Below are 25204 nucleotides of genomic sequence, written 5' to 3'. Positions count from 1 at the left end.
ATTCACGGGTTGGTCCAGCCCGTATTCCGGCATGCCCTGGGCAGATCCAACCAGGCGATGCTGCAGCTCAGTTGTGCCCTGAAATAGTCGGTTGGCGCATAAGGATCTTGAGTCTTTCCCGGAACACCGAGCTCTGTTACGGTGCTCCTCGTCCGGGTTTCTTTCGGATATTTCCAGAGTATTTCGATCGGCGAGTTCCGACGACGAGTTCCGAACGCACGACGGGAGAGGGCGGACAGAATGTGCGGAATAACCGGCGTATTCGTCCTGGGCGGCGGTCGCCCGGCCGATGCCGCCGTGGTCCGGGAGATGACGGCGCGCCTGGTGCACCGCGGCCCCGACGACGACGGCCACTACGCCACGGACGGCCTGTGCCTGGGCTTTCGCCGGCTGGCCCTGAACGACCTCGCCGGCGGCAACCAGCCGCACCGCACCGAGGACGGCACCCTGGTCTCGGTCTGCAACGGCGAGATCTACAACCACCGCGAGCTGCGCACCGCGCTGAGCCGCCGCGGCCACCGGTTCCGCACCGAGAACGACACCGAGGTGCTGGTCCACCTGTACCGCGAGTACGGCGAGGACCTGACGGCCCACCTGGACGGCCAGTTCGGCTTCGCGCTGCACGACGCCGCCGCGCAGCGGCTGCTGCTCGCCCGCGACCGGGCCGGCATCGTCCCGCTCTTCTACACCGTCGCCGACGGCCAGCTGATCTTCGCCTCCGAGATCAAGGCGATCCTGCGCCACCCCGCCGTCAGCGCCCGGGTCGACCTGCGCGGCCTCGACCAGGTGCTGACGCTGCCCGGACTGGTCAGCCCGCGCACCATGTTCGAGGGCATCAGCGCCCTGCGCCCCGGCGAGCGGCTGATCGCCGACCGCTCCGGCGTGCGCACCGAACGGTACTGGGACCTCGACTTCCCGCTCGCCGCCGACCTCGACCCGGTGGCCCCCGAGGCCCTGGACCGGGAGCTGGACCGGTACGCCCACCGCACCGCCGACCTGCTCGACGAGGCCGTGCGCAGCCGGCTGCTCGCCGACGTGCCGATCGGCATGTACCTCAGCGGCGGCCTCGACTCCAGCCTGATCGGCGCCCTGATGGCCCGGGCCCGGCCCGGCCACGCCTGGCCCAGCTTCTCCGTCACCTTCCCCGGCCGCGACTTCGACGAGGGCCCGCACCAGCGGCTGGTCGCCGCCAAGCTGGGCACCGAGCACCACGAAGTCCCGGTCGGCGAGCACGAGGTGGCCGGGCGGATCACCGCGATGGTGCGCCACGCCGAGGCACCCGTGCGCGAGTCGTACAACGTCTGCTCGCTGGCGCTGTCCGAGGCCGTCCGCGCCGCCGGGACGGTCGGCGCGCTCAGCGGCGAGGGCGCCGACGAGCTGTTCGGCGGCTACCCCGGCTACCGCTTCGACGCCACCGGGCTCGGCGGCAGCCGGCTCACCGGCCTGGACGCCCGGCTGGAACGCGAGATCCGCGAACGGATGTGGGGCGTCGACCTCGGCTACGAGCAGGACCAGCTGCCCGCCCAGGAGTTCCGCCGCGAGCTGTACGCCGAGGACCTGGCCCACGGGCTGGACGAGTTCTCCGTCACCAACCAGCGCCTCGTCGACCCCGAGCGGCTGGCCGGGCGCCACCCGCTGCACCAGCGCTCCTACCTCGACTACCACCTGCGGCTCGCCGACCACCTGCTCGGCGACCACGGCGACCGGATGGCCCTGGCCAACGGCGTCGAGCTGCGCTTCCCCTTCCTGGCGAACGCGGTGGTCGACCACGCCACCACGCTGCCACCGGAGTTGATGCTCGCCCACGGCCGGGAGAAGGCCGTGCTGCGCCGGGCGGCCGAGGGCCTGGTGCCCGGCGAGGTGCTCAGCCGGCAGAAGTACGGCTTCCGCGGCCAGACCAGCAGCCACCTGCTGAGCACCGGCGCCGACTGGTTCGAGGAGCTGGTCTCCCCCGCGACCGTCCGCCGCCAGGGCTACTTCAACCCGGACACCATCGCCGCCCTGACGCGGCGTCAGCGAGGCGACGGCCAGCAGGTGCACGCCCACCTGGACACCGACTACCTGATGCTCGTCGCGACCTTCGCCCTCTTCGTCGAGGAGTTCGATCTGCCGTGCCTGGGATGACCGCCACAGCCGCCGGGCCGATCGCCGGCCCCGGCACCCGCCCGCGCCACCCGCTGGTCGGGGTGGTCGGCGGCATGGGGCCGCTGGCCTCCGTCGAACTGCTGCGCACCGTCTACCGGGCCTGCCGGCTCCACCCCGAACAGGACACCCCGCGGGTGCTGCTCTGGTCCGACCCGGCCGTGGTGGACCGCACCGAGGCCATCGGCAGCGGCGAACTCGACGAGCTGCGCCGCGCCGTGGAGTCCTCGCTGCGCGGCCTGCTGGCCGCCGGCGCGGAACGCGTGGTGGTCGCCTGCATCACCGCCCACCACGTGCTCGGCGACCTGCCGGCCGACCTCGCGGCGCGCTGCGTCTCACTGGTCGACGTGGTGCACGAGGAACTGGCCGCGGCCGGCGAACCGCACCTGCTGCTCTGCTCCTCCGGCACCGCCCGGGCCGGCATCCTCACCTCCGGCGCCGCCGGGGCCCGGGCCGCCCGGCAGCTGGTGGCCCTGCGCCCGCCGGACCAGGAGGCGCTGCACCGGGAGATCCACCGCCTCAAGCGCGGCGAGGACCCGGCCCGCACCATCGACTTCCTGCGCGAGACCCTGCCCCGCTACGGCGTGCGGTCCTTCGTCGCCGCCTGCACCGAGCTGCACCTGGTCACCAGGGCGATCGAGGACGCCGGTCTGAGCGAGGCCCTGCCCTCCCTCGACCCGCTGACGGTCGTGGCCCACCGGATCATGAACGGAGAGTTGTGAGCCACACGAGCATCCTCGACCGCTGGGCCGACCAGGTCGAGCGCCGAGCCGCCGCCCCCGCCCTCGCCACCGCCGAGCGGGTCTGGAGCCACCAGGAGCTGGCCAAACTGGCCGCCGGCCTGCGCGACCGCCTCGCCACCGGCACCGGCCCCGTCCTGGTCGCCTGCGCGGACCCCGTCCCGGTGGTCGCGGCGATCCTCGCCTGCGCCGCCACCGGCCGCCCGTTCGCCCCGGTGGACACCCGCCAGCCCGTCGCCCGCTGGACGGCCCTGCTGGAGGACCTCCGGCCGGGCACCGTGCTCGCCGACGCCGCCGGCCGCTCCGCGCTGGCCGCCGCCGGACACGGCCCGACCACCGGCGGGCAGCACCTGGCCGTCGCCGGACAGGGCGAACTGCCACTGCTCACCGCCGAGTCGATCACCCCGCTGCCCTGGGCCGCCGACGACTGGACCGGCATCAGCGGCCCCGACGCCGGCTACGTCTACTTCACCTCGGGCACCACCGGCCGCCCCAAGGGCATCCGGGGCAGCTTCGAGGCCGTCGCGCACTTCCTGGACTGGGAGATCGCCGAGTTCGGCATCGCCCCGGGCACCCGGATCTCCATGCTCACCTCCCCCGGCTTCGACGCCTTCCTGCGCGACGCCCTCGTCCCGCTGTGCGCCGGCGGCACCGCCGTGCTCCCGGCGCCCGGCGCCATCCCCGTCGGCGCGGCCCTGGCCCGCTGGCTGACCGAGCAGCAGGTCGACCTGCTGCACTGCGTGCCCACCGTCTTCCGCACCCTGCGCGCCGCCGGGCTGGCCGCCGACTCCCTGCCGCGGCTGCGCAGCGTGCTGATGGCCGGGGAGCCGGTCCGCCCCGCCGACATCGCCTGGTGGCGGGCCCTGTTCGGGGGCGACAAGGAGCTGGTCAACCTCTACGGGCCGTCCGAGACCACCATGACCAAGGTCTTCCGCCGGCTCACCGCCGAGGACGCCGAGGCCGAGACCGTCCCGGCCGGCCGGCCGATGCCCGGCGTCGAGATCGGGGTGCTGTTCGGCGGGCGCCCGGTGGTGGACGCGATCGGCGAGATCGAGATCCGCACCCCGTTCCCGCTGCGCGGCTACCTGGGCGACGCGGCCGGCGGCTTCGTCGCACCGGACCGGTACCGCACCGGCGACCTCGGCCGCCTCGGCGCCGACGGCACCCTGGAGGTCCTGGGCCGCCGCGACCAGCAGGTCAAGGTGAACGGCGCCCGGGTCGAACTCGGCGAGATCGAGGACCTGCTGCGCCGCCACCCCGCGGTGGCGGACGTCTGCGCCGCCCTGGTCGAGGAGGCCGACGGCGAACCGGTGCTCTGCGCCTACCTGGTCGCCGACGGCGCCACCGACGAGGAGCTGCGCGCGCACGCCGCCGAGGGCCTGCCCGCCGCCGCCCGCCCCGCCCTGTACCTGCGGCTCGCCGCGATCCCGCGCACCCTCAGCGGCAAGGCCGACCGGCGGGCGCTGCCCAGCCCGGCCGCCGCCCTGGCCGGGCGCACCGGCGAACAGCCGCTGGACGGCCTGGAGGCCGGCATCGCCGAGCTGTGGCGCGAGCTGCTGCACGTGCCCGCCGTCGGCCGGCACGACGACTTCGCCCTGCTCGGCGGGGACTCGCTGGGCATCGCCCGCCTGCTGGACGGGCTGCGCACCCGCTTCGGCGTCGAGGTGCCGCTGCGGGTGTACGTCGGCGACCCGACCGTCGCCGGGCTGGCCGCGGCCGTCGCCGCCGGCCGCGCGGACGCCTCGTCGGAGGGCGGCCGCCGATGAGCCGCGACACCTCCCTGCCGCTGCGCGGCGACCGCGCCCGCGCGCCGCTGTCCTACGCCCAGCGCTCCATCTGGCGGGCCGAGCAGGTGCTGCCCGGCACCGCCCTGCACAACGAGAGCGCCGCCTTCCACGTCAGCGGCCCGCTGGACGTGGCCGCCCTGGAACGGGCGCTGGCCGCCGTCGCCCGGCGGCACGAGGTGGTGCGCTGCGCCGTCGCCGCCGACGGGGCGGGCGAGCCGTGGCAGCTGTTCGCCGACCTGGTCCGCCCGGCCGTCGAGACCGTCGACCTGGCCGGCGTCCCCGAGGGCGAGCGCGCGGAGCGGCTCGCCGAGCTCACCGCCCGCGCCGTGGCCGTGCCCTTCGACCTGGCCCGGCCCCCGCTGATGCGCACCCAGCTGTTCCTGCTGGGCGGCGGCCGCTCGCTGCTGCTGTTCACCGCCCACCACATCGTGGTCGACGCCTGGGGCTTCGGCGTCTTCCTGGAGTCGCTGGCCGCCTGCTACGCCGCCGAACTCGGCGGCGAGGCGCCGGACCCCTTCCCCGCTGGCGGACCCGACTTCGGCGACTTCGCCGCCTGGCAGCGCGGCGACGACAGCGACACCAGCCACGCCGCCGGAATCGACCACTGGCAGACCCGGCTGGGCGGCGAACTGCCCACCGCCGACCTGCCTTCCGACGTCGGCCCCGGCGGCGACCCGGCGGCCGGCGCGCTGCACCACTTCACCGTCCCCGCCGAACTGGCCGCCCGGCTCAGCGCCTTCGGCCGGGGCGAACTGGCCAGCCTGTCCACCGTGCTGCTCACCGCCTTCTGCGCCACCGCCGCCCGCTGGACGGGCCAGGACGACCTGGTGGTCGGCATGCCGGTGGCGACCCGCGGCCGCACCGCCCTCGCCGGCGTCGTCGGACCGCTGCTCAACCTCGTCGCCCACCGCAGCGACCTCGGCGGCGAGCCGAGCTTCCGGCAGGCCCTGGCCCGCACCCGCCAGCACCTGAAGGCCGACCTGCGCCACCGCGACACCCCCTTCGACCTGGTCCTGGAGCGGCTGGGCCGCGCCGCGGGCGGGCGCACGCCGCTGTTCCAGCTGATGTACTCCTTCCACAGCGGCCCCACCACCACCCTGGAGCTGCCCGGCGTCGCGACCACGCCGGCGCCCTCGCACAGCGGCACGGCCAAGTACGACCTGACGTTCTTCCTGCGCCCGCGCCCCTCGGGCGCGCTGGACGCGACGCTGGAGTACCGCACGGCGCTGCTCGCCCCCGAGACGGCGGCCGACTTCGCGGACTCGCTGCTGTGCCTGCTGGAGGCCGCCGCGGCCGACCCGGACCGGCCGCTGGCCGAGCTTCCGGTGCTCTCCGAAGAGCGGCGCCGGCGCGTCCTGGTCGACTTCAACCGGGCGCCCGACGCCGAGCGCGCCTGGGCCACCGTGCCCGAGGCGCTGCGCGAACTCGCCCGGCAGGGCGGCGCCGCGCCGGCCGTCGAGTCGCCCGGCCACGCCTTCAGCCGGGCCGCGGCCGACACGGCCGCCGACCGGGTCGCCCGCCGGCTGATGGCCCGGCACGGCGTGGCGCCCGGCGACCGGGTGGCCCTGCGCGTCGAGCGCGGCGCGCAGCTGGTGCCGCTGATCGTCGGCATCTGGCGGGCCGGGGCCGTGCTGGTCCCGTTGGACGAGGCCATGCCCGCCGCGCGGGCCGAGCACGTGCTCGCCGACAGCGGCGCCCGCCTGCTGATCGGCGACCCCGCCGAGGGGCTGCCCGCCGCCGACCCGGCCGCGCTGCTCGACGAGGGCCTGGACGCCTCCGACTCCGGGGCGGGCGAGCCGCTGCCCGGCGCCGGGCCCGAGGACCTCGCGTACCTGATGTACACCTCGGGCTCCACCGGGCTGCCCAAGGGCGTGGCGGTGCCGCACGGCTGCGTCGCCAACCTGCTGCACAGCGTGGTCCGCGCCGAACCGGGCCTGCGCGCCGACGACACCCTGCTCGCCGTCACCTCGATCACCTTCGACATCTCCGTCCTGGAGCTGTTCGCCCCGCTGCTGGCCGGCGGCCGGGTCGTGGTCGCCCCGCGCGAGAGCGTCCGCGACGCCGAGGCGCTGGGCGCGCTGCTGGAGCGCAGCGGCGCCACCGTCATGCAGGCCACCCCCTCGCTCTGGCGCGGGCTGCTGGACGGCGGCTGGGCGGGCCGGCCCGGGCTGCGGGCGCTGTGCGGCGGCGAGGCCCTGGACGCCGACCTCGCGGATCGACTGCTGGCGCGCTGCGCCGAGCTGTGGAACCTGTACGGGCCGACCGAGACGACCATCTGGTCCACCGTCGGGCGGGTGCTGCCCGGCGAGGGCGTCACGGTGGGGCGCCCGGTGGCCGGCACCGTCTGCTACGTCCTGGACCGGCGGCTGCGGCCGGTGCCGCGCGGCGCCGTCGGCGAGCTGGTGATCGGCGGGGCCGGCGTGAGCACCGGGTACCGCAACCGCCCGGAGCTGACCGCCGCCGCCTTCGTGGCCGACCCGGTCGACCCGGCCGGCGGCACCGTCTACCGCACCGGCGACCTGGCCCGCCACCTGCCGGACGGCCGGATCGTCGTGCTCGGCCGGGCCGACCAGCAGGTGAAGATCCTCGGCCACCGCATCGAGGTCGGCGAGGTGGAGTCCCTGCTCGCCGCCCACCCCGAGGTCCGCCAGGCGGCGGTGGTCGTGGACCGGGGGCAGCCCGCCGGGCCCCGGCTGGTCGCCTTCGTCACCGCCCGCACCGAGGACGACGAACTGCCCGACCGGCTGCGCCGCCACCTGCGCGAGCGGCTGCCCGCCGCCGCCGTCCCCGGGGTGATCGCCCCGCTGCCCGCGCTGCCGCTCAACACCAGCGGCAAGGTGGACCGTCCGGCGCTGCTGCTGCGCGCCGGGGAGCTCACCGCCGCCCGGCGGGCCGCGCCCGTCACCGAGGCCGAGCAGGCCGCCGTCGCGCTCTGGGCGGAGGTCCTGGGCCTGCCGCCCGAGCGGGTCGGCACCACCGACGACTTCTTCGCCGCCGGCGGCAACTCCATCGCCGCGACCCGGCTGCTCGGCCGGGTCCGGGCCCGCTTCGGCGCCGCGCCCTCGCTCGCCGACTTCTACACCGACCCCACCCCGGCCGCCCTGGCGCGGGTGCGGCCCGCCGCCCCGGCGCCCGCCGCCCGGACGGCCGGGCCGGCCCCGGACGCCGTCCCGATGACCGACCAGCAGCGCCAGCTGTGGCTGCTGCACCGCCTGGCCCCCGACTCGCCCGCCTACCACCTGCCCGCCGCGCTCGACCTGACCGGCCCGGTGGACGAGGCGGCCCTGACCGGGGCGCTCGCCGACCTGACCGCCCGGCACCCGGTGCTCGCCGCCCGCTGCGAGCTGCGCGAGGACGGCCCGGTGCTGGTCCTCGCGCCGCCCGCCGCACCGGCCCTGGCCGTCCTGGACGCGGCGCCCGAGGAGCTGCCCGAGCTGGCCCGGGCGGAGGCCGTACGCCCCTTCGACCTGGCCGGTGAGCCGCCGCTGCGGCTCACCCTGGTGCGCACCGGCCCCGAGCGCTCGGTGCTGCTGTGCACCGCGCACCACCTCGCGGTCGACGGCTGGTCGATCGGCGTGGCCGTGCGCGAGCTGGCCGCGCTGTACGCCGCCCGCCTCGGCCTGGCCGAGCCGCCGCCCGCGCTCGACCTGGACTTCGCCGGCTACGCGGCCGACTGCGCCGACGAGGCGGGCCTGACGCTGCGTCAGGAGCACCTGGAGTACTGGCTGAAGCGGCTCGACGGGCACCCCGGGGTGCTCGACCTGCCCGCCGACGCACCGACCCGGACCAGGCCGACGGGAGCCGGCGAGACCCTGCCGGTGGCACTCACCCCGGAGCTGACGGCCGCGCTGCGCGAGGGCGCCGCCCGGCTGCGCACCACGCCCTTCACCCTGCTGCTCGCCGTGTACGCGGCGCTGCTGGGCCGCTACGCGGGCAGCGACGACGTCCTGGTGGGCGTGCCCGTCGCCAACCGCGACCGGCCCGAACTGGAGTCGCTGGTCGGCTCGTTGGCCAACACCCTGCCGGTGCGCGTGGACCTGGCCGGGGCACCGTCCTTCGCCGAACTCGCCGCCCGCACCGGGCGGGCGCTGGCGGGCGACCTCGGCCGTCCGCTGGTCGCCTTCGACCGGCTGGTGGCCGGCCTCGGCCTGCCCCGCGAGCCGGGCCGGCCGACCCTGGTCCAGGCCTCGCTGGTGTTCCAGGACGCGCCGCCGGCCGACGTCCGGCTGGGCGCGGCCGCCGGCGTGCTGCGCCAGGTCCCCACCGGGGCGGCCAAGTACGACCTGACCCTGGCCCTGGACGAGCGCGCCGACCGGATCGCCGGCGCCCTGGAGTACGCCACGGACCGCTTCGGCCCGCAGTTCGCGGACCGTTTCGCCCGGCACTTCCACGCCCTGCTGCGCGCCGCCCTGGCCTCGCCGCAGGCCCCCCTCGACGCCGTCGAGCTCACCGACCCCGCGCTGCCCGCCCCGCGCCCGGCCCGCCCCGCGGGCGAGGCGCGCGCCGAGCACGCCGCCTCGGTGTCCGAGCTGTTCCGGGCCCGGGCCGCGGCCCGTCCGGACGCCCCCGCGATCCGGGCCGAGGGCGTGACGGTCGGCTACCGCCGGCTCGACGCCTGGAGCGACCGGATCGCGGCCCGGCTGCTGGAGCGCGGCGCGGCCCCCGGCCGGTTCGTCTCCGTGCTGCTGCCCGCCGGCCCGGTGCAGAGCGCCGCGATCCTCGGCGTCGCCAAGACCGGGGCCGCCTTCGCGGTGCTCGACCCGGCCGACCCGGACGCCCGCCTGACCGCGCTGCTGGCCGACGCCGAACCGGTGTGCCTGCTGGCCGCCGAGAGCACGCTCGCCCTGCACCCTGAACTACGCGAGGGTGACGGGCACTTCGCCGGCATCCCGGTCGAGGTCGTCGACCCGCGGGTGCCGGCCGCCGACGAGCCCGCGGGCCCCGCCCCGGCCGCCTCCCCCGCCGGCCCCGGCGACCCGCTCTGCCTGGTCTACACCTCCGGCTCCACCGGCACGCCCAAGGGCATCGCCCTGCCGCACGCGGCGCTCGCCCAGTTCGCCCACTGGCAGCGCGAGCACTTCGGCATCCGGCCGGACAGCCGGATCGCCCAGTGGGCCCCGTTCACCTACGACGCCGCGTACACCGAGGTGTTCGCCGCGCTCTGCTCGGGCGCGGTGCTCTGCCTGCCGCCGCAGGGGCTGCGCCGCGACCCGCTCGCGGTGGCCGGGTGGCTGCGGGCCGAGCGGATCACCCAGATCCAGACCGTCCCGGCCTTCTTCCAGCTGGTCACCGAGGCGCTGGACGCCACCGGCTCGCACCTGCCGGACCTCGCCCACGTGCTGATGGCCGGCGAGGTGCTCCCGGTGGCGCTGGCCGCCGCCTGGGCGCACCGCCCCGACCGGCCGCGGCTGCACAACCTCTACGGGCCCACCGAGTGCGTGCTGGCGACGCACCGCGAGCTGGCGCCGGGCGAGGAGTTCCCGGCCGGGATGCCGATCGGCAGCCCGATCCCGGGCCGCGAGGCCGTGGTCCTGGACCGCCGGGGCCGGCTCTGCCCGGTCGGGGTGGTCGGCGAGATCCACCTGCGCAGCGACTTCCTGGCCGGCTCGTACCACCGCAGGCCCGAGGAGAGCGCCCGGGCGTACGTCGCCGACCCCTGGCAGGCCGGGGGTCGGCTGTACCGCACCGGGGACCTGGGCCGCCGTCTCCCGGACGGCGAGCTGGCGTTCGTCGGCCGGATCGGCAGCCAGCTGAAGATCCGCGGCAACCGGATCGAGCTGGAGGAGATCGAGGCGCTGCTGGAGCTGCACCCGGGGGTCCGCGAGGCGGCCGCCGCCGCGCACGGCCAGGGCGGTGCCCGCAGGCTGGTCGGCTACGCGGTCGCGGCGCCCGGGGTCACCGGCGCCGAGCTGCGGGCGCACCTGGCCGAGCGGCTCCCGGCGGCGGTCGTGCCGGACACCGTGATGCTGCTGGACGCGCTGCCCAGGACGCGCACCAACAAGCGGGACCGGGCCCGGCTGCCGCTGCCCGGGGCCGCCGCCCGGCCCGCCGACGCCGCCCCACTGGCCGGGGTCGAGCAGCTCGTCGCCGACGCCTGGCGCCGGTTGCTGGGCGGCGGCCCGGTCGGCCGGCACACCAACTTCTTCGAGGCCGGCGGCGACTCGCTGCTGGCCGCCCGGCTCCAACTGGAGCTGGCCCGCCGCCTGGAGCGGCCGGTCCGGCTGGTGGACATCTTCGGCCGGCCCACCATCGCCGAGTTCGCGGCCGGCCTCACCGAGGGCGCCGCCCCGGACGGCCGGGCCGCCGCCGAGACCGCCGAACCGCGCGGCGAACGCCGCCAGAGCGCCGTCCGGGCCCGCGCCAGGGCCCGCCGCGAGGCCCGGGACCGGGCCGAGGGCCCGGCCGCCGACCAGCACACACCGGCCGGGCCGACGACCCGGACCGCACCGACAGGGAGGGACTGACATGGACGTTCAGGGCGTGATGACGGAGCTGCACGGCATCCTCGGCACCGAGGGGCTGGAGCGGGTCGAGGAGTGCCTGCGCATCCTCACCGGCGAGCAGGCCCCGGAGTACCTGCACGACGACCAGGAGCCGACCCGGCTGTTCTTCCCCGGGATCAGCGCCCTGCCCTGGCACGACACCGCCGAACTGCCCTGGGTGGCCCGGCTGGAGGAGGCGTACGACCGGATCAAGGCCGAGTTCCTGGAGCTGCGCGCCGAGCAGGCCCGCTTCGCCCCGTACGAGGACCTGTACACCAAGGAGCTCGGCTGGCAGGGCTGGGACACCTACCAGCTGTACCGCAACGGCAGCTGGCGCGACGAGGTCCTGGAGCGCTGCCCCGAGACCCACGCCGCCGTCTCGGCGAGCCCGCACGGGCCGCGCGACGGCATGTTCACCATCCTCAACCCCGGCGTGCACATCACCCCGCACACCGGCGGCGTGAACCTGCTGCTGACCGCGCACCTGCCGCTGATCGTCCCGCCCGGCTGCGCCATCAAGGTCGGCGACGACGAGCGGGGCTGGGAGGAGGGCAAGGTGATCCTCTTCGACGACAGCTTCATCCACGAGGCCTGGAACAAGGGCACCCAGCAGCGCGCCGTCCTGCTCTGGGACGTCTGGCACCCGGAGCTGACGCCCGTCGAGGTCCGGGCCCTGGAGTTCCTGATGCCCCGTTTCCAGCGCTACCTCATGGCGGTCTGAGCCGCCCGGCGGCCCTGATCCCCACGGCAGCCCTGAACCCCATGGCGGTCTGAGCCCCGGCCGCGCACCCGGTCCTGCCCGCCCCGCCGCGCGCGGAGCCCACCTCACCCACGGAGAACACCTTGAACGCACAGCCGGTCATTCCCGACGAGGCCGAGACCGACGGCCGGGTCGCCGTCGTCGGCCTCGCGGGCCGCTTCCCCGGAGCCGATTCCGTCGACGCGCTGTGGGAGCTGCTGGCCTCCGGCACCGAGGCGATCAGCCGGTTCGGCCCCGAGGAGCTGCGGGCCGCCGGGGTGCCGGACGGCGAGGCCGGCAAGGCCGGGTACGTGGCCGCCAAGGGCGTGCTGGCGGACGTCGCCGGCTTCGACTCCCAGCTGTTCGGCTACAACGCGCTGGAGGCCTCGGTCATCGACCCGCAGCAGCGGATCTTCCTCGAATGCGCCTGGGAGGCGCTGGAGGACGCCGGCTGCGACCCCGACCGGGCGCCCGGGCCGATCGCGGTCTACGCCGGGTCGCTGCTGAGCACCTACCTGATCCACAACCTGCTGCCGCGCACCGACCTGCGGGACTCCCTCGGCGTGCCGATGCTCTTCCAGGGCAACCAGCCCGACCAGCTGGCCCCCCGCGCCGCGTACAAGCTCAACCTGCGCGGCCCGGCGGTCAGCGTGCAGACCGCCTGCTCGACCTCGCTGGTCGCGGTGCACCTCGCGGTGCAGAGCCTGCTGTCCGAGGAGTGCGACCTCGCGCTCGCCGGCGGCGTCACCGTCACCGTGCCGCACCGCTCCGGCTACCTGCCGGTGCCCGGCGGCATCGAGTCGCCGGACGGGCACTGCCGGCCCTTCGGCGCCGAGGCGGCCGGCACGGTCTTCGGCAACGGCGCGGGCGTCGTGGTGCTCAAGCGCCTCGCCGACGCGCTCGCCGACGGCGACCGGGTGCACGCCGTCATCCTCGGCTCGGCCGTCAACAACGACGGTGCGAACAAGGCCGGTTACACCGCCCCGGGGGTCGCCGGCCAGACCGCCGTGATCCGCGAGGCGCTGTCCGTCGCGGGCGTCGCCCCGGACAGCATCGGCTACGTCGAGGCGCACGGCACCGGCACCCCGATCGGCGACCCGATCGAGGTCGAGGCGCTCACCGCCGCCTTCCGCGCCGAGCAGGACGCCGACGACAGGTCCGCCACCGGCTGGTGCGGCCTGGGCTCGGTCAAGTCCAACCTCGGCCACCTGGACACCGCCGCCGGCGTCACCGGCCTGATCAAGGCCATCCTGACGGTCCGCGGCGGCCGCATCCCGGCGAGCCTGCACGCCGAGGCCGTCAACCCCGAACTCGGCCTCGCCGACAGCCCGTTCTTCGTCCCGGCCGGCCTCACCGACTGGCCGGTCGCCGACGGCCCGCGCCGGGCCGCCGTCAGCGCCTTCGGCATCGGCGGCACCAACGCGCACGTGATCCTGGAGCAGGCCCCCGAGCCGGCCCCGCGCGAGGCCGCCGCGCCAGCCGCCGTCCCCGTCGCCCTGCCGCTGTCGGCCCGCACCGCCGCCGCGCTGGACGCCGCCGCCGAACGGCTCGCCGACGACCTCGCCGCCCACCCGGACCGCCCGCTGGCCGACGTCGCCCGCACCCTGCGCACCGGCCGCCGCCAGCTGGTCCAGCGCCGCGTCGTGGTCGCCGACGACACCGCCGCCGCCGTGGCCGCGCTGCGCGGCGGCGGCCGCCGGGAGTCGGTCCGGGCCCGCGCCAGGCAGGGCGCCGCCCCCGTCGCCTTCCTGCTGCCGGGCCAGGGCTCGCAGTACCCGGGCATGGCCCTGGGCCTGCACCGGGCGCACCCGGTGTTCCGGGCCGCCCTGGACGAGGCCGCCGACCTGCTGCGCCCGCACCTGGGCCTCGACCTGGTCGAGCTGCTGCGCGGCGGCGACGCCGACCTGCTGCGCCGCAGCTCCGTCACCCAGCCCGCCGTCCTGGCGGTCGGCCACGCCACGGCCGCGCTGTGGCGGCACTGGGGCGTGCGCCCGGCGGCGCTGCTGGGCCACAGCCTCGGCGAGTACACCGCGGCGCTGCTCTCCGGCGTCCTCGACCTGCCCGAGGCGCTCGCCCTGGTCGCCGCCCGCGGCCGGCTGATGGAGCAGACCGCGCCCGGCGCGATGCTGGCCGTCCCGCTGGACGAGGCGGCCGCGGCCGACCTCGCCGCCGCGCACGGCCTGGACCTCGCCGCCGTCAACGGACCGGGCGCCTCGGTGCTGTCCGGCACCGCCGAGGCCGTCGAGCGGGCCGCCGCCGAGCTGGGCGAGCGGGGCCTGCGCGCCCTGCGCCTGCCGGTGGAGCGGGCGTTCCACAGCGCCCTGTGCGCGCCCGCCGCCGAGCAGTTCGCGGCCGAGCTCGCCAAGGTGACGCTGCACCAGCCCACCGTGCCGTTCCTGTCCAACCTCACCGGCGACTGGATCACCCCGGAGCAGGCCACCGACCCCGGCTACTGGGTGCGCCAGATGCTCGCCCCGGTGCGCTTCCACGACGGGCTGACCCGCCTGGCGGCGCTCGACGAGCGGATGGTGCTGGTGGAGACCGGCCCCGGCAGCGTGCTGACCGACCTGGCCCGCGCGGCCGCCGAGGGCACCGCCGGGCCGCGGCTCGCCCTGCCGCCGCTGCCCACCCGCGGGCGGCGCGGCGCCGAGGACGAGCCCGGCAGCGCCGTCCTCGCGCTCGGCAGCCTGTGGGCGCACGGCGCCGCCGTCGACTGGGAGCCCGTCGACGCCGACGCCCGCCCCGCCGACCTGCCCGGCTACCCCTTCGAGCGGCTCCCGCACTGGATCGAGCCCGCCGTCCCCGGCCGGGCGCCCGCCACCGCGCTGCCCGCCGCGGACCTCGACGCGGTGCACGCGACCGTCAACTGGCGCCCGCTCGCCGAGGCCGCCGGGGACGACCCGCTGGCCGGCCGCCGCCAGACCTGGCTGGTCCTGCTGGACCGGGCCGGCGCCGCCCAGCCCCTGGTGGAGCTGCTGACGGCGCGCGGCCAGATCGTCACCACCGTCCAGCCCGGCCCGGCCTACCGCCGGGTGCGCCGCGGCGTCTACGAGCTCGACCCCGCCGACCCGGCCCAGTACGCGAAGCTGCTGGCCGACCTGCGCGGCCTGGTCCGCACGCCCACCGCCGTCCTGTACGCCTGGGGCCTGGACGAGACGCCGGACGAGACCGCCGGCTACTTCGGCCTGGTCCACCTCGCCCGGGCGATGTCCGCCGAGAGCGTGCTGAACGAGGTCCGGCTCGGCGTCGTGACCGCCGGGGCCTTCCCGGCCGCCCCCGGCGAGCAGCCCCGGCCCGCCGCCGCCCTGCTCAGCGGCCCGGTCCAGGTGCTCGGCGAGGAGTACCGCAACCTGCGCTGCACCCAGGTCGACCTCGCCGTCGGCGCCGCGCTCGACGAGGCCGCCGCCGACGCGGTGGTGCGCGCCGTGCTCACCGGCCCGGCCCGGCTGCTCGCCCTGCGCGGGGGCGCCCTGCTCACCCGCACCGTCGAGCCCGCCGAGCGCCCCGTCCCGACCGCCCCGGCCCGGGTGCGCGCCGGCAGCACCTGGCTGCTCACCGGCGGCCTCGGCGGGATCGGCCTGACCCTCGCCAGTGCCCTGGCCCGGGCCGGCGCCGCCCGGCTCGTCCTGCTCGGCCGCGGCGCCGCCGACGAGGCCGCGCTCGCCGCGGTGCGCGAGAGCGGCGCCGAGGTGCTGGCCGTCCAGGCCGACGTCACCGACGCCGCAGCGCTGGACCGGGCGCTGAAGCAGGCCCGTGCGGCCTTCGGCCGGATCGACGGCGTCGTCCACGCGGCCGGCGTGCCCGGCGGCGGCTCCGTCGAACTGCGCTCCGACGACAGCATGCGCACCGTCCTCGCCCCCAAGACCACCGGCCTGCGCCACCTGCTCGCCGCGCTGCGACCCGGGGAGGCCGAGGTGCTGGTGCTCTGCTCCTCGCTCGCCACCCTGATCCCGACCTACGGCCAGGCCGACTACGCGGCCGCCAACGCCTACCTCGCCGCCGTCGCGGAGGCCGAGGCCGCGCGCGGCGAGCGCCACGCGGTGGCCGTCGACTGGGACATGTGGGCCGGCGTCGGCATGGCCAGCCGGGCCGAGGTCCCCGAGGCCCTGCGGGCCTTCCAGGCCGACATGCTGGCCGGCGCGCTCACCCCCGAGCAGGGCGCCCGCGCCTTCGCCGCCCTGCTGGAGGGCCCGCCCGGACGGGCCGTGGTGGCCCGGGCCGGCGCCGCGATCGCGGACGGCACGCTGCGCACCTCCGCCGCCCCGGCCGCCGAGGCGCCCCGGACGGCGGCCCTGCCCCGCCCCGAGCTCGCCACGCCGTACACCGCCCCGGCCACCCCGACCGAGGAGCGCCTGGCCGAGATCTACGCCGAACTGCTCGGCCTCGACCGGGTCGGGGTGGACGACGACTTCCTGGAGCTCGGCGGCCACTCGCTGCTGGCCGCCCAGATCGCGGCCCGGCTGCGGGCCGAGTTCGAGGTCGACGTCCCCGCCCGGGTCTTCTTCGAGGGCGGCCGCGTCGCCGACCTCGCCACCGAGATCGAAGACCGCATCCTCGCCGACCTGGAGAACCAGTGACCAACCCCGCAGGCCGCCGCGAGGACCGCCTCGCCCGGCTCACCCCCGAGCAGCGCGCCGCCTTCGAGGCGCGCGCCCGGGGCCGCGCAGGCACCACCCCGGCCGGCACGGCCGGCCCCGCCGCCCCGGCCCCGGCCGTGCCGCCGCGCGACCCGGCGCTGCCGGCGCCGCTGTCCTTCGGCCAGGAGCGGCTCTGGTTCCTGGAGCAGCTCACCCCCGGGCTCGGGGTGTTCAACGAGTACGTGGGCCTGCGCCTGAGCGGCCCGCTGGACGTCGCCGCGCTGGAGGCCGCGCTGGACGGCCTGGTGGAGCGGCACGAGGCGCTGCGCACCGTCATCGCCCCCGGCCAGGACGGCCCGGTGCAGCGGGTGCTGGAGCGCACCGCCCCGGTGCTGCGGGTGGCCGAGCCGGCCGACGGCGAAGCCGGCTGGAGCGAGGCCGAGGAGCGCGCGCTGGCCGAGCGGGAGGCGGCCCTGCCGTTCGACCTGGAGCACGGCCCGCTGCTGCGCGCCCTGCTGATCCGCTCCGCGCCCGAGCGCGCCCTGCTGGTCGTGGTCAACCACCACCTGGTCGGCGACGCCTGGTCCCGCGCGGTGCTGGTGGAGGAGCTCTGCGCCCGCTACCGGGCCTTCCGCGAGGGCGGCCCGGCCCCCGAGCCGCTCGCCGTGCAGTACGCCGACTGGGCGCAGTGGCAGCGCCGCGAACTCACCGACACCGCGCTGGCCGAGCCGCTCGGCTACTGGCGCGAGCGGCTGGAGGGCGCCCCGCACGTCCTGGAGCTGACCACCGACCGGCCCCGGCCGGCCGTGCCCAGCCACCGGGGCGGCCGGGTGCACTTCACCCTGGACGCCGCCACCACCGAGGCCGTGGAGGCCGCGGCCCGGGCGGCCCGGGCGACCCCGTTCATGGTCACGCTGGCCGCCTGGCAGGCCGTCCTGATGCGCCACTCCGGTCAGCAGGACGTCGTCGTCGGCGTGCCCACCGCGGGCCGCGACCGGCCCGAACTCGCCGGGCTCGTCGGCATGTTCGTCAACAGCCTGGTGCTGCGCTCGGACCTCTCCGGCGACCCGTCCTTCGGCGAACTGCTCGACCGGGTGCGGGAGACCTCGCTCGGCGCGCTGGCCCACACCCAGGTGCCCTTCGAGCGCCTGGTCCGCGAGCTGCGCCCGGACCGCGACCTCAGCCACGCCCCGCTCTACCAGGTGCAGTTCGGCTACCGCAACGTCCCCGCCCCCGACATCGCCCTGCCCGGCGTCACCGTCGAGCTCGTCGAGCTGGACAACGGCCTGTGTCGCACCGACCTGAGCCTGGAACTCGCCCGCGACGGCGAACTCACGGCAGGAGTCTGCGAGTTCAGCGGCGACCTGTTCGACGACGACACCGTGCGCACGCTGACCGAGGCCCTCCAGCGGGTGCTGGCCCGCGGCGCCGCCGACCCCGGCCTGCGGCTCTCCGCACTGCTCGCGCTCACCCCCGTCGAGCAGGCCCTGCTGGCCGTGGCCGGCGACGGCCCGGCGCTGCCCGAGGACGCGCCGGACGTCGTGACGGCCTTCGCCGAGGCCGTGCGCACCCGCCCGGACGCCCAGGCCGTGCTGCCCGGCGGCCGCCCGGAGCTGGCCCTCACCTTCGCCCGACTGGACGCCCGGGTCGACGAGTTGCTCACCCGGCTCCAGGCCGCCGGGGTGCGCCCCGGCGACCGGGTCGGCCTGTGCCTGCGCCGCGGCACCGACCTGCCCGCCGCCATGCTCGCCGTGCTCCGGGCCGGCGCCGCCTACCTGCCGCTCGACCCGGACTACCCGGCGGCCCGGCTGCGCCACGTGGTCGAGGACGCCGAGCCCGCCGTGGTCGTGGTGCACGCCGCGACCCGGGACGCCGCGCCCGCCGGCGCCCCGCTGCTCGACCTCGACGCCCCGACCGAGTCCTCTGCAGCAGCACCCGTATCCGTATCCGTGGACCCGGACGCCCCCGCGTACGTCATCCACACCTCCGGCTCGACCGGCCGCCCCAAGGGCGTCGTCGTGCTGCGCCGCAACCTCACCGCCTTCCTGACGGCGATGGACCGCGTACTGGCGGACGACGGGGAGCCCGCCACCTGGCTGGCCGTCACCAGCGTCTCCTTCGACATCTCCGTCCTGGAACTGCTCTGGACGCTCAGCCGGGGCCACCGGGTCGTGGTCAACCCCGACCCCGGCACGGCGGCGGCCCCCGCCCCGGTTCCCTCCGCGCAGGACGCCCCGGCCGTCCCCGAGTTCAGCCTCTTCTACTTCGCCAGCGACACCGCCGGCGCCGAGCCCGGCCCCGACCAGTACCGGCTGATGCTGGACGGCGCCCGCTTCGCCGACACCAACGGCTTCTCGGCCGTCTGGCTGCCCGAGCGGCACTTCCACGCCTTCGGCGGGCCGTTCCCGGCCCCCTCGGTGCTGGCCGCCGCGATCGCCCAGGCCACCGAGCGGATCGGGATCCGGGCCGGCAGCGTGGTGCTGCCGCTGCACCACCCCGTCCGGGTCGCCGAGGAGTGGTCGGTCGTCGACAACCTGTCCGGCGGGCGGGTCGGGCTCTCCTTCGCCTCGGGCTGGCACGCGGACGACTTCGTCCTCGCCAAGGACGCCTACCAGGACCGCCAGGCGCTCACCGTCAGCGGCATCGAGCAGGTGCGCCGGCTGTGGCGCGGCGAACGGCTTCCCTTCGAGGGGCCCGGCGGCCGCACCGTCGACGTCCAGGTGCTGCCCCGCCCCGTCCAGGCCGAGCTGCCGTACTGGCTCACCTCCTCGGGCAACCCCGAGACCTGCCGCACGGCCGGCCGGGTCGGCGCCCGGCTGCTGACCCACCTGCTGGGCCAGAGCGTCGAGGAACTCGGCGAGAAGATCGCCCTCTACCGGGAGGCCTGGCACGAGGCCGGCCACCCGGGCGAGCCGCACGTGACCCTGATGCTGCACAGCTACGTCGGCGCGGACGCCGCCGACGTCCGGGCGCACGCCTGGCAGCCGTTCCGCGACTACCTGCGCAGCTCGGTCGGCCTGATCGAGAACCTGGCCCGCAGCCTCGGCATGGACGTGCGCAGCAGCGACTTCACCGCGGAGGACCAGGAGGCCCTGCTCGACCACGCCTGCGCCCGCTACCTGGGCCACGGCTCGCTGATCGGCACCGCCGAGGAGTGCCTGCCGCTGGTGCACCGGCTGGCCGCCGCCGGCGTGGACGAGATCGGCTGCCTGGTCGACTTCGGCGTCGACACCGACGTCGCGCTGGCCGCCCTGCCCCGGCTGGCCGAGCTGCGCCGCACCGCGGCCGCCGCACCGGCCCCCGCCCCGGCCGCCCTCGCGGTCGCGGCCGACACCGACCTGACGGCGCTGGTGCGCGCCCACGGCGTCACCCACCTGCAGTGCACCCCCTCGCGGGCCCGCACCCTGCTCGACGAGGCCGACCCGCAGGCCCTGCGCGGCCTGCGGCAGCTGCTGCTCGGCGGCGAGGCCCTCGACGCCGAGCTGGTGCGCCGGCTGGCCGAGCACCTCGGCGGCCCGATCCGCAACATGTACGGGCCGACCGAGACGACCGTCTGGTCCACCACCGCCGAGGTCGACCCGGCCGAGGGCCTGGTCACCATCGGCGGCCCGATCGCCGGCACCACCGTGCGCGTCCTCGACCCGTACGGGCGCCGCGTGCCCGTCGGCGTGCCGGGCGAACTCCTGATCGGCGGCGCCGGGGTGACGGCCGGCTACCTCGGGCTGCCCCAGCTCACCGACGAACGCTTCGTCGCCGGCCCCGAGACGACCGGCCCCGAGTCGGCAAGCCGTGAGTCGGCCGCCCGGCTGTACCGCACCGGCGACCTCGTCCGCACCCTGCCCGACGGCCGCCTCCAGTACCTCTCCCGCAACGACCACCAGGTCAAGATCCGCGGCTTCCGGATCGAGACCGGCGAGGTGGAAGCCGCGCTCACCGCGCTGCCCGGCATCCGCCAGTGCGTGGTCACCGCCTACGGCCTGGGCACCGCCCGGGCCGCGCTGGCCGCCTACCTGGTGCCCGAGGACCCGGCCGCGCCGCCCGCCCCGGCCGAGCTGCGGGCCGCCCTGGCCGGGCAGCTGCCGGGCTTCCTGATCCCGTCCCGGTTCATCCCGCTCGACGCGCTGCCGCTCACGAGCAACGGCAAGGTCGACCGCGCGGCGCTGCCCGCCCCCGAGACCGTCCCCGCCGCCGGCCGCGACCGCACCGCGCCCGCCACGCCGACCGAGGAGCGGATCGCCGCGATCTGGCGCGAGGCCCTGACCCTCGACGAGGTCGGCACCGAGGAGGACTTCTTCGAGCTCGGCGGCCACTCCCTGCTGGCCGCCCGGATGGTCGCCGGGATCCGCCGCGACCTGGACGTCCAGCTGCCGCTGCGCACCCTGTTCGACTCGCCGACCGTCGCCGCCCTCGCCCGGGCCGTGGACGCGCTGGGCGCCGGCGGGGCCACCGCGGCGCCCGCCGAACCGGTCGAGCTGCTGCCCGACCCGGCCCGCCGCCACGAGCCCTTCCCGCTGACGGACGTGCAGCGCGCGTACTGGATCGGCCGCAGCGGCGCCGTCGGCGGCGACGTCGCCTGCCACCTCTACCTCGAAGTGGACGTCGCCGACGTCGACCCGCTGCGCCTCCAGGACGCCTGGCAGGCCCTGGTGCGGCGGCACGACGCGCTGCGCCTGGTCTTCGCCGAGGACGGCACCCAGCGCATCCTGCCCGAGGTGCCCGCGTACCAGCTGGCCGTCGAGGACCTGCGCGGGCTGCCGGAGCCCGAGCGGGCCGACGCCCTCGCCGGGACCCGCGCCCGGATGTCGCACCAGGTGCTGCCCGCCGACACCTGGCCGCTGTTCGAACTGCACGCCAGCCGGACCGAGGGCACCGACGCCCGGCTGCACCTGAGCATCGACACCCTGATCGCCGACGGCGGCAGCGTGCAGATCCTGCTGCGCGAGCTGCTGGCGATCTACCAGGGCTCGCTCGACCCGCGCCCGATGGAGCTCTCGTTCCGCGACTACGTGCTGGCCGAGCAGACCCGCCGCGAGGGCCCCGCGCTGCAACGCGACCTCGACTACTGGCACAGCCGCCTGGAGACCCTGCCGCCCGCCCCCGCGCTGCCGCTGGCGCGGCGCCCCGAGGAGCTGACGCAGACCAGGTTCCACCGCCGCGAGGCGCACCTGCCCGCCGAGCTGTGGGAGCGGCTGAAGAGCCGGGCCGCCGCCGGCCGGGTCACGCCCTCGGCGCTCGCCCTGGCCGCCTACGCCACCGTGCTCGGCACCTGGGCGGCGGCCGACCGCTTCACCCTCAACCTGACCCTGTTCAACCGCGTCGGCGAGCACCCCGACCTGGCTGCCATGGTCGGCGACTTCACCGCGCTCAGCCTCTTCGAGGTGGACGGCGCGACGGCCGGCTCCTTCGCCGACCGGGCCCGCCGGCTCCAGGACCGGCTCTGGGAGGACCTGGACCACCAGCTGGTCAGCGGCGTGCGGGTCGGCGGCGACCTGGCCCGCCGACGCGGGGTGGCCGACGCCGCCATGCCGGTCGTCTTCACCAGCGAGCTCGGCGCCGGCGAGGTCGGCGGCAGCCGGGTCCTGCGGGAGCTCGGTGCCAAGGTCGCCCACACCATCACCCAGACCCCCCAGGTCTGGCTGGACCACCAGATCTCCGAGGACGAGGGCCGGCTGCGGCTGACCTGGGACGCCGTCGAGGAGCTCTTCCCCGAGGGCCTGCTCGACGCGATGTTCGAGGCCTACACCGGCCTGCTCACCGCCCTCGCCGAGCGGCCCGACTCCTGGACGGACCCGTACCTGGCCGCCCTGCCCGCCGCCCACGCCGAGGCCTACCGCGCGCTCAACGCCACGGACGGCCCGCGGCCCGACGGGCTGCTGCACGAGCCGTTCCTCGCCCAGGCACGCACCGCCCCCGGGCGGACCGCCGTGGTCTCCGCCACCGGCACCGTGACCTACGGCGAGCTGGAGCGCGCCTCCGCCGCCGTGGCCCACGCGCTGCGCGGCGCCGGCGTCGGCCCCGGCGACCTGGTCGGCGTGCGCGCCGACCGGGGCTGGGAGCAGGTCGCGGCCGCGATCGGCGTGATCCGGGCCGGCGGCGCCTACCTGCCGCTGGACGCCGGCCTGCCGGCCGCCCGCGTCGCCCGCTCGCTCGAACACGCCGGCGCCACCGCGCTGCTCGCCCGGGAGTCCTGGGACGCGGCCGGCTCGGTGCCCGCCGGCGTCACCCTGCTGGGCTTCGACCAGGCGCTGGCCACCCCGGCCGACACCGAGCCGGCCCTGGCACCCACCACCCCGGCGGACCTCGCGTACGTCATCTACACCTCGGGCTCAACCGGTGACCCCAAGGGCGTGATGATCGACCACCGCGGCGCGCTCAACACCGTGGTGGACGTCAACGACCGCTTCCGGGTCGGCCCCGCCGACCGCGTCCTCGGCCTCTCCTCGCTCGGCTTCGACCTCTCGGTCTACGACCTGTTCGGCACCCTCGCCGCCGGCGCCGCGCTGGTGCTCGTCGGGCCCGGGGAGGAGCGCGACCCCGCGCGCTGGTCCCGGCTGGTCGCCGAACACGGCGTCACCGTCTGGAACTCCGTCCCCGCGCTGATGGAGATGCTGCTCGCGTACGCCGGCGGCAACCCGGCCGCCGACCTGGAGTCGCTGCGCCTGGTCATGCTCAGCGGCGACTGGATCCCCGTCGGCATGCCCGACCACGTCCGCGCGCTGTCGCCCAAGGCCGAGGTGATCAGCCTGGGCGGCGCCACCGAGGCGTCGATCTGGTCCGTGCTGCACCCGATCGGCGCGGTCGAGCCGGGCCGCCCGAGCATCCCGTACGGGCGGCCGATGCGGAACCAGGGCATGGTCGTCCTGGACGAGGCCTTCCGGCCGCGCCCGGTCGGCGTCGCCGGCGCCCTGTTCATCACCGGCGTGGGCCTGGCCGTCGGGTACCGCAACGCGCCCGAGCTCACCGCCCGGGCGTTCCCGACCCACCCGGTCACCGGGGAGCGCCTGTACCGCACCGGCGACCTGGCCCGGCTGCTGCCCGACGGCGAGCTGGAGTTCCTCGGCCGGGAGGACTGCCAGGTCAAGGTGCGCGGCATGCGCATCGAGCTGGGCGAGATCGAGTCGGCGCTGGTCCGGATGGACGGCGTCCGGGAGGCGGCGGCGCTGGTCGAGGGCAACGGGCTCGGCGCCCGGCTCGCGGCCTTCGTGGTCCGCGAGGCCGCCCGCCCGCAGCCCGCCGCCCCCGCTCCCGCGGTGGCCCCGGCCCTGGACGCCGAGCGGGTCCGCCGGCTGGAGGCGCGGCTGCGCCAGCCCGGCCGCCGCGCCGACCTGGCGGGCCGCGAGGTCCTGCCGTTCGCCCTGCCGACCGACACCCTGGACCTGCGCCGGGCCGCCGCCCTGCGCGGCGCCGCCACCGGTTTCGCCGACGCCCCGGTGCGGCTGGCCGACCTGCACGCGCTGCTGACCGTGCTCGCCCGCCAGGACGAGGACGGCGTGCCCCGGTACGCCTACGGCTCGGCCGGCGGCCTGTACCCGGTGCAGACCTACCTGGCCGTCGCCCCCGGCAAGGTGGCGGGCCTGCCGGCCGGCACCTACTACGTCGACCCGGCCGGGCCGGCCCTGGTCGCCCTCGACGGCGCACCGGGCTCGGCCCGGGCCCTGGACCGGGCGCTCTACAGCGAGGCCAACGGGCCGCTGCTCGACCAGGCCGGCTTCGCCGTCTTCCTGGTCTCCCGGACCGCCGCGATCGCCCCGGTGTACGGCGAACTCGCCGACCGCTTCTGCCTGTTGGAGGCCGGGGCGATGGCGCAGCTGCTGCGCCACCGCGCCGCCGACTGCGCGGTGGCGCTCTGCCCGATCGGCGACGTCTTCCCGGAGCCGCTGCGCGAGGCGCTGCGGCTGGAGGACGGCCAGCGCGTGCTGCACACGCTCGTCGGCGGCCGGCCGCTGAACGCGGCCGCCGACGAGCCCGACTCCGGCACCGACTGGACGGCCGCGCTGCGCGACGCGCTCGCCGAGCGGCTGCCCGGCTACATGGTTCCGCAGCGGGTGCGGGCGGTCGAGGCGCTGCCGCTGTCCGCCAACGGCAAGGTCGACCGGGCGGCGCTCGCCCGGCTGGGCGCCGCGGTGCCCGCCCCCGCCGTCGTCTCCGCCGTCTCCGCCGTCGCCGTCGCCCCCGCCCTCGCGGCGGCCCCGGCGGCACCGGTGGCGCGACCGGCGGCGCACGGGCCGAGCGCGCTCGGCGCGATGGAGCGGCTCACGGAGCTGTGGCGGGAGGTGATGGACGGGGCGGAGGTCGGCGTCGACACCAACTTCTTCGAGGCCGGTGCCAACTCCATCCACCTGGTCCGGGTCCAGCGGCGGATCGCCGAGGACTTCGGGCAGGAGCTCTCGGTGGTCGAGATGTTCGACCGGCCGACCATCCGCCACCTGGCCGAGCTGCTGGACCGGCCGGCCGCCGCCCCGGCGCCGCAGGCGGTACCGGCTGCACCAGCGACACCGGCTGCATCAGCGCCCGAGCCCGCCTCGGACACCGCCGCACCCGACACCGCACAGCCCGCCGGCGGCGACCGCCGGCAGCACCACGAACGGCGCCGCGCCGCCCGCCGAGGCGGCTCCGGCACCGGCCCGACCGGCTGACCCCGACGGCCGGGGGGGCGCCCCCCCCCCCCCCCCCCCCGGGGGGGGGGGGGGGGCCCCCCCCCCCCCCCCCCGGCCCCCCCCCCCCCCGGCCCCCCCCC

The 25204-nt window shown here is 77.2% G+C and carries 7 protein-coding genes; all 7 read left to right on the top strand.

Annotated features, from left to right (window positions below; translation table 11 throughout):
* The first annotated feature begins 240 nt into the window (after positions 1-240).
* The 7 genes from asnB (at position 241) to ACFWPT_RS02940 (ending at position 25103) form a co-directional block, all read left to right on the top strand.
* Entirely contained in the window at positions 241-2124 is a 1884-nt protein-coding gene (asnB, locus tag ACFWPT_RS02970) for an asparagine synthase (glutamine-hydrolyzing) (RefSeq protein WP_380479041.1), read from the top strand.
* Positions 2121-2864, top strand: coding sequence for an aspartate/glutamate racemase family protein (locus ACFWPT_RS02965; RefSeq protein ID WP_380338999.1), 744 nt, complete (start codon positions 2121-2123; stop codon positions 2862-2864). Before asnB ends, ACFWPT_RS02965 begins: the two co-directional genes overlap by 4 nt.
* Positions 2861-4648, top strand: coding sequence for a non-ribosomal peptide synthetase (locus tag ACFWPT_RS02960; RefSeq protein ID WP_380479038.1), 1788 nt, complete (start codon positions 2861-2863; stop codon positions 4646-4648). Before ACFWPT_RS02965 ends, ACFWPT_RS02960 begins: the two co-directional genes overlap by 4 nt.
* On the top strand, positions 4645-11133 hold the full coding sequence (locus ACFWPT_RS02955; protein ID WP_380479036.1) for an amino acid adenylation domain-containing protein: 6489 nt from the start codon (positions 4645-4647) through the stop codon (positions 11131-11133). The genes ACFWPT_RS02960 and ACFWPT_RS02955 overlap by 4 nt, the downstream gene beginning before the upstream one ends.
* 1 nt (position 11134) lies before the next feature.
* Positions 11135-11872, top strand: coding sequence for an aspartyl/asparaginyl beta-hydroxylase domain-containing protein (locus ACFWPT_RS02950; RefSeq protein WP_063352428.1), 738 nt, complete (start codon positions 11135-11137; stop codon positions 11870-11872).
* Between the two features lie 122 nt (positions 11873-11994).
* Positions 11995-16467 carry an SDR family NAD(P)-dependent oxidoreductase gene (locus ACFWPT_RS02945; RefSeq protein WP_380479034.1) on the top strand — a complete coding sequence of 1491 codons (4473 nt, stop codon included), beginning with the start codon at positions 11995-11997 and terminating at the stop codon, positions 16465-16467.
* On the top strand, positions 16464-25103 hold the full coding sequence (locus tag ACFWPT_RS02940) for an amino acid adenylation domain-containing protein (RefSeq protein ID WP_380479032.1): 8640 nt from the start codon (positions 16464-16466) through the stop codon (positions 25101-25103). Before ACFWPT_RS02945 ends, ACFWPT_RS02940 begins: the two co-directional genes overlap by 4 nt.
* Positions 25104-25204: the final 101 nt, after the last annotated feature.

The organism is Kitasatospora sp. NPDC058478 (assembly GCF_042720345.1).
Classification (GTDB): Bacteria; Actinomycetota; Actinomycetes; order Streptomycetales; family Streptomycetaceae; genus Kitasatospora.
The sequence above is the reverse complement of the archived record's forward strand: the minus strand, read 5'-3'. Positions and strand labels throughout refer to the sequence as shown.

Excerpts from the sequence above, each read along its gene's own strand:
- asnB (WP_380479041.1), top strand. The coding sequence starts at position 241 with ATGTGCGGAATAACCGGCGTATTCGTCCTGGGCGGCGGTCGCCCGGCC.
- ACFWPT_RS02965 (WP_380338999.1), top strand. The coding sequence starts at position 2,121 with ATGACCGCCACAGCCGCCGGGCCGATCGCCGGCCCCGGCACCCGCCCG.
- ACFWPT_RS02955 (WP_380479036.1), top strand. The coding sequence starts at position 4,645 with ATGAGCCGCGACACCTCCCTGCCGCTGCGCGGCGACCGCGCCCGCGCG.
- ACFWPT_RS02950 (WP_063352428.1), top strand. The coding sequence starts at position 11,135 with ATGGACGTTCAGGGCGTGATGACGGAGCTGCACGGCATCCTCGGCACC.